Source organism: Paenibacillus sp. Marseille-Q9583 (assembly GCF_976954365.1).
Window position 1 is genome coordinate 1 of the sequence record NZ_CDRJTB010000124.1, and the last position, 6819, is coordinate 6819.

Annotated in this window: 7 protein-coding genes and 1 pseudogene; 5 read left to right on the forward strand and 3 right to left on the reverse strand. The window is 40.4% G+C overall.

The annotated features are described in order from the left end of the window. Nucleotides 1–259: pseudogene (locus ACWNM1_RS29790) on the forward strand (5,10-methylenetetrahydrofolate reductase); the annotation flags it as partial. Between the two features lie 303 nt (nucleotides 260–562). Beyond that, nucleotides 563–2554, forward strand: coding sequence for a GTP-binding protein (locus ACWNM1_RS29795; RefSeq protein WP_449603811.1), 1992 nt, complete (start codon nucleotides 563–565; stop codon nucleotides 2552–2554). On the opposite strand, the gene ACWNM1_RS29800 is transcribed toward ACWNM1_RS29795, so the two are convergent. After that, nucleotides 2551–2889 carry a winged helix-turn-helix transcriptional regulator gene (locus tag ACWNM1_RS29800; protein WP_042126439.1) on the reverse strand — a complete coding sequence of 113 codons (339 nt, stop codon included), beginning with the start codon at nucleotides 2887–2889 and terminating at the stop codon, nucleotides 2551–2553. The genes ACWNM1_RS29795 and ACWNM1_RS29800 overlap by 4 nt on opposite strands. 152 nt (nucleotides 2890–3041) lie before the next feature. Here ACWNM1_RS29800 and ACWNM1_RS29805 point away from each other — a divergent pair, with 152 nt between their 5' ends. From ACWNM1_RS29805 to ACWNM1_RS29815, 3 genes are all read left to right on the forward strand, one after another. Continuing rightward, nucleotides 3042–3953, forward strand: coding sequence for a DsbA family oxidoreductase (locus tag ACWNM1_RS29805; protein WP_449603812.1), 912 nt, complete (start codon nucleotides 3042–3044; stop codon nucleotides 3951–3953). Nucleotides 3954–4296: 343 nt separating this feature from the next. Then, a complete protein-coding gene (locus ACWNM1_RS29810) occupies nucleotides 4297–4680 on the forward strand; it encodes a VOC family protein (RefSeq protein WP_449603813.1) in 384 nt (127 codons plus the stop codon). A gap of 12 nt (nucleotides 4681–4692) precedes the next feature. Beyond that, nucleotides 4693–5340: a sugar O-acetyltransferase gene (locus tag ACWNM1_RS29815; RefSeq protein WP_449603814.1), complete on the forward strand. Its 648-nt coding sequence runs from the start codon at nucleotides 4693–4695 to the stop codon at nucleotides 5338–5340. A gap of 86 nt (nucleotides 5341–5426) precedes the next feature. Here ACWNM1_RS29815 and ACWNM1_RS29820 read toward each other — a convergent pair whose 3' ends face one another. After that, nucleotides 5427–5675, reverse strand: coding sequence for a TetR-like C-terminal domain-containing protein (locus ACWNM1_RS29820; protein ID WP_449603815.1), 249 nt, complete (start codon nucleotides 5673–5675; stop codon nucleotides 5427–5429). Nucleotides 5676–5842: 167 nt separating this feature from the next. Continuing rightward, nucleotides 5843–6073, reverse strand: a complete 231-nt coding sequence (locus ACWNM1_RS29825) for a hypothetical protein (RefSeq protein WP_449603816.1) — start codon at nucleotides 6071–6073, stop codon at nucleotides 5843–5845. Between the last annotated feature and the right edge of the window lie 746 nt (nucleotides 6074–6819).

Consider the following 6819-nt stretch of genomic DNA (forward strand, 5'->3'; position numbering starts at 1 on the left):
GAAATGGTTGGGGATCAGTATCCCGGGATGGTTAGAAAACGAGTTGAAATACTCGAACGACATTTTGGATAAATCCATTCAGCTATCTCAAAAAATATTTGAAGAACTATTTGAGTTCGGGCTGGAGAAGGGAATTCCAATTGGATGCAGCATTGAAAGTGTTTCAACAACTAAGTTGGAGATTGAAGCATCCATACAGCTTGCTAAAGATGTAAAAACATTTCTAGATAAAAAGCTGTTGAGTCTAGAAAGTAGATGATTTATTGTTTTAAGGAGATTAGAAATATAAAAACTAACTATTCATTAAGCCGGTAATCCTTTCTGTTAAGGGTTACCGTTTTTTTGTAAGTTAATAGGGACATGATCATCATCTCAATAGCTTGTCTAGTGTCTTTCTTGCATATTATTCTAGCTAAATCCTTCATCGAGGATGGTTATGTCATTGGATAATATGGATCTTCGGGCGTTACCGCATGCTGTCGATGGTGAGAGATTCTGTACAAGCTACTAGATTTCGGCTACGATTCTTATATAACATATTGATTGAATGGATGGTAGAAATATGTATTGTAAAGGGTCAGAAGCATCACCAATCACCATCGGACTGCTAGCACATGTTGATGCCGGCAAAACCACCTTCGCAGAGCAGCTCCTATACCATGCTTCCGGAATTAAGACTCGGGGGAGAGTCGATCATCAGGATGCCTTTTTAGATAGTCATGAGATGGAGCGGGCACGGGGGATAACGATTTTTGCTGACCAGGCGGTGATGGAATATAACGAACAATCGTATCAGCTCATTGACACACCGGGGCATGTCGATTTTTCAGCTGAGATGGAGCGCGCTTTACAGGTCATGGATTATGCGGTAGTCATCTTAAGTGCTGTGGAGGGCATTGAAGGGCATACCGAGACGGTCTGGCAATTGCTACAGGAATATGGCATACCCACTTTTATATTTATTAACAAAATAGATCGTACCGGTGCTGACGTTCAGCGTGTGCTAAAAGCGTTAAGGCAGCAATTTTCGCCGGATATGTTGTATTTGGTAAAGGGTCTAGATCAGAGCATGCTGCCTGAAGAGGTCATTACCGCCGTTGCTGAGCGAGATGAAGCCTTGATGGAGGCATATCTCGAAGACAACATTGATCCTGGGCAGGTATTGGCTACGCTGAAACAAATGGTTAAAGAACGGGTGGTTTTTCCCGTTATGAGTGGAGCAGCTCTATTGGATCAGGGGATTGCGGAATGGATGCAGACGATGCAACTACTAATGGAATCGACTTATGAAGTAAACGCAGTATTCGGGGCACGAGTATATAAGGTGCGTCATGAGCTGCAAGGCACGCGACTGACTTTTATGAAAATATTAGCTGGGAAATTACGGGTACGGGAGGATCTCTGCTATAGCACTTCAGAACATGAGGAGTTAAGCCAGAAAATCACTTCTATTCGTATCTATCATGGGGGGAAATATACTTCATGTGATGAAGCCTCCGCGGGACAGCTTGTTGCCGTCACGGGCCTAACCGATGCAGCCATTGGACTGGGTATAGGTAATCATTCAGATCGAGTAGAATCCCGTCTTGTGTCAGCGTTGAAATCCAAAGTTGTTTTCAATTTGGGGATATCATCCAGAGAAGTGCTACGCTATTTCATGATCCTGCAAGCCGAAGACCCTACGCTGCAAGTGACATGGGAGGACAAGCTGGAGGAGATTCATGTTCATGTGATGGGAATGATCCAGCTAGAGGTACTTCAGCAGGTGGTGTTAGACCGTTTCCAGCTCAAGGTATCGTTCTCCGAGCCAGAGATATTATACAAAGAGACGATCGCAGAGATTGTGATTGGTTGTGGGCATTTCGAACCTCTTAAGCATTATGCAGAGGTGCATCTCCGGCTTGCGCCTGCGAAACGTGGTGAGGGAATTACATATCGCAGTACATGCCATGTGGAGCAGCTCAGCACAGGGTATCAGCATCTCGTCGGTCAGCATTTACTTGAAAAGGACCATCGTGGCGTTCTTACCGGCTCTCCCGTTACCGATCTGTATGTAACGCTTTTAACTGGGGCAGCGCATCAGAAGCACACTCATGGCGGTGATTTTCGGGAGGCGACACTGCGGGCACTGCGGCAGGGATTGGAGCAAGCGAACACTATTCTACTGGAACCCTATTATCAATTCAAAATCAAAGTCGATGCAGAGCTTATCGGACGCGTAATGTCTGATATACAGCTGGCCCATGGTGAATTTGACCCGCCAGAAATGCTAGGTGAATCGATGTTTATTCAGGGACGTGCGCCTGTCGCAACGTTCATGCATTATGCAGTAGAGCTTGCTTCATTCACGAAGGGCAAGGGAGCAATCTCGATGAAGTTAGGCGGTTATCAGCCATGTCATAACCCAGAACAGGTCATCGCAAGGATTGGATACGACCGCAGCGCTGATCCTGAGTACACCTCCAGCTCTATGTTTTGTGCAAAGGGAGCGGGATTTAGCGTTCCTTGGGATGAAGCGCCTTCGTATATGCATTTGGAGATTCAGGATTACTAGGAATTATCCTTCACCCCAATATTTCTTTGTCCCCATTCAACAACGGATTCAATTAAAGGCACTAATTCTTTTCCAGATGAAGTCAGAGAATACTCAACTCTTGGTGGCACTTCGTTATACTGCTCCCGATGAATGATTCCATATTCTATAAGATCTCTCAGTGAGTTGGTTAAGGTAGTCCCTGTTATTCCATGCAGTCTTCTTTTTAACTCGTTATAGCGTATGTTGTCGTTCTCACTAAGAATGGCTAGGATCGGGAGGTTCCACTTTCCGCTGATTACATGGAATGCGAAGGTTGCAGGACATAATTGATCAAGTCTAAATTCGTATTTCATACATAACTCCTGTCCAATAGTATTATTAAAGATACTTAGTATTAAAAATAAACGTACTTGTTTGAATTTGTATTGGTATTATAATACTCCCATACAAAGAACTTCTACAAGAGGGCACTTTCTTTGATTTTCCAGCGAAGGGTGATTTATATATGAATGATTCAAATATGATGTGTGACCTTAAAACCGGTGTCTGTGGGCCAGGGGATGAAGAGCAAATGGAAATAATCGACTTTAATCTACAGTCCCCCAAAATCACACTTTACTATGCAACTGATCCGATCTGTTCCCACTGTTGGGCGCTTGAGCCGGTATTCAATCGTTTTATTCTGCAGTATGGTCAATATTTTAACGTGAAGACGATTATGGGTGGTTTGCTTTCTAGCTGGCATGGTTTTGCAGATGTCTCCAATGGCATTCAACAGCCTTCAGATGTTGCGGAGCATTGGAGAGAAGTCGGTTTACATTCACGTATGCCTATCGATGGTTCTTTGTGGAAAAACAATCCGATTCTTTCTTCGTACCCGCCATCTAGAGTATACAAGGTTATACAAAATATATATCCGGGTAAAGAAAATGAGTTTTTGCGTCGGGCAAGAGAAGCTGTATTCGCCTTCAATCAGAATATTGGAGAGGAGAAAACATTAGTTGATATAGTCAACAATATTGGGCTAAATGGCGAAGAAATAGTGGCGGATGCTGCTCTTGGATCGGCACAAGATTTGTTAGAGCAGGATTTTGAGTTAGCAGGCAGACTTGGTGTACGTGGATTTCCAACCATTATCTTAGTGAATGAAGAAAATAAAGGTGTTAAAATTGTGGGGGCACGATCATTGGAAGCCTATGTCGAAGGACTTCAACAAGTTTACAATGGAGATGTAAAAGCTGAAAATGTTCCACCTCTCTCTGAACTTATCAAGGAAGGAAACATTTTGTTCTCCAAGGAAATTGAAGTGTTGTATGATATTGAATCTAGTGGTATGGAGTCATTTATAGCCACGGAAATGATAGAGGGGTCATACAGTATTAAGCGGGTTTTAGGTGAATCATACGTTGTATCTTAATTATAATGAAAGCAGCCAATAACCCAAAGAACGTTGGATTTACTGGCTGCTTTCAAGTTAATTTCATTTTTAAATTATAGGTTCAATCGGTGAACCCGATTTTCAATAGCTTTTCCGCTGCTTCCCCCGGACTAATTACGAAATTATTCCTCACCCAAAAACTTGGGTATCCTATGGTGCCATAACTAGCGAAGATTGTATACGATATTTTTTATCATCAATTTAGACGAGGTTATTAAAGCCCCGATTGCCTTAATGCGTTATTTTAAATTTAAATGGCTTAACGATATTACGAGGGATTATGTTCGAAACTAATATATGTAGTGACGGAAAGGAGATTTTCATGAAAATTGAACATATTGCTATGTATGTACAAGATTTAGAAAGCTGCAGACAATTTTATAGTGAATTCTTTAATGCTAAGTCAAATCGACAATACCATAATCCCAAAACGGGATTAAGAACCTATTTTCTCACGTTTGAGGGCGGCGCGAGATTGGAGATTATGAGCAGACCGGATATGGTAGAAGGAGTTCATGATCTCTTGCGGACGGGCTTAACTCATTTAGCTTTCAGCTTAGGCAGTAAGGAACAAGTCGATCTGCTAACCAAGCAATTGGCAGAAGCGGGATTTAGAACGTTAAGTGGACCACGGACCACAGGTGACGGATATTATGAAAGCAGTATTTTAGGGCCAGAAAACATTCAAATTGAACTTACTGTCTAAAAACTAAAAGAGGTGAACAATTTGACAGAAGAAGAACGAATATTCAAAGGGATATTATACAATCCGGGTAACACAGAACTAAAGCGTAAAAAGCTTCTCGCCCACAATTTAAGTAGTCAATATAGCCGAACATTTGAGGATCAGACAGAGGAGCGGGAAGCGATATTGTCACAGTTACTTGATAGCATAGGGGAGCATTGTTTTATCCAGGGTCCCATTTTTTTTCATTATGGTGTTCATACAAAAATTGGTGATCATTTTTTTGGAAACTATAACCTTACAGTCCAGGATGATGCACAGGTTACGATAGGTGATCATGTGAGTTTTGGACCTAATGTAACAATCGTTACGCCTATTCACCCATTCGTTGCCTCCGAGCGTAGACAAATGCTTGATCAAAATGGTGATGCTGCGTCTTTATGCTATGCTAAGCCTGTTAGCATTGGTAACGATGTTTGGCTCTCAGCAAATGTAACTGTATGTGGAGGTGTTACGATTGGTGATCGATGCGTAATAGGAGCAGGTAGTGTCGTGACTCAGGACATCCCAGAAAATTCTTTTGCTGCAGGTGTGCCGTGTAAGGTGATCCGTAAAATAACCAATCTGGATAGCATGCGCCATAAACCGGAAATACTTTCAGATTGCGATTTAATCGAGTAGAAATGTAACATCACATTTTGTGACGGTACCAACATGACAATTGGTTCTTTCAACAACGTTATAGGACGTTATAGGCAACTGTTTTTTTAACCAATATCGGTTTCCAGAGAATATCCCTTATTCTTTGGATGATTATTTTTTAAACCAGCTGCAAAGTAGGAGCCATTAACCGTAATGGTCGTTAGGATACGGGCCATTTCTAGAGGAGATTCTTTCGTGCCACTTTCGAACCATTGTTGTATGACCCCTATGATTGCAGTTCCCATATAAGCAGCTAAAATTGCCCTGGAACAAGAAGATTTTCCTCCTTCATAAATGCGTTGGATTATTTCCATAGAGTGTTTCCCACATGAATTCCTTCCATCTTGTTTGAAATGTTAAATCAAATGTAGCGTATAAAATACAATTGTGTATTTTATACGCTACATTTATTTATTAATTAAGTCGTAGAGTTGATCTCTAATATCAATAAAGACCTCAAGTGAATTACTTTTATATATGTTCAAGCTTTTTTTATATTTTTTACAATTAAGTCGAAATCATCTGCAACAGTTGGGTTCGCATAGCCTTCATCGGTAATCTTATAATCTCCATAACTAAGTTCAACAACTCCAGTAGCCTCGATATCTCCTTCAAGAGTTAAACGAAATGAGATACTATCCGACCCACCTCTTTCGGGAGTAACATTCCCACAAGTGTACTGGCAATGGGTATAACCCAGCTTCTTCTTCATAAATTTCTTTATACATCGAAGTAGCTAAATCATATTCTTCAAACGTAAGGATTTCTAGTCGGATTTTTTATCTTCTGCTCTATTTTTTGCAGCTTGATACTTCCAAAAATCCAATGAACCCATCAACAATCTTCACATCAATGTTCTTAGAATAGGTATTTACACTCTACCGCGAGAGTTACACCGGAACCCATAAACTTTCCAATAGCCAATACAACTATTTGTCTTTCGACTTTACTTTGATGACCCAGGATCTTCCGTCAAATGTGATATTTACTTCAGGAAAATCAGATTTTAACTTTTGGTATATCTCAGCTTCATACTGTCTCCAGTCCATAGTACTCCCCTAGGTTCTCATCATTTACTGTTTTATGAAAACGTATTAGAGAGAAGGGAAACAAGGATTAAACGGAAAAAAATTGAATTGAAAGACCTATCTTCATCCAATATTCGACACTTTTTATAAACAAAATATGATAAGGTCATATAAGTAAAAAGTACTTAGTGCATCAGAGCTATTATTACTGAATTCATTAGTAATTGAGGGACTAGATTGTAACTTTTCTAAATTTCTTTTGACAAAGTTTAGCTTGAAACAGGTTCCTATTATTGTAGGGGGCAACAAAAGTAGATTTAACATATTGGAGGAATAGAGACTTTCTTATTTTAGGAATTAAAACTAACCGCAATATTTGGTTGAAGAAAGTTGCTAATTAAAATAGTGGAAATATTAGTGAACATAATTT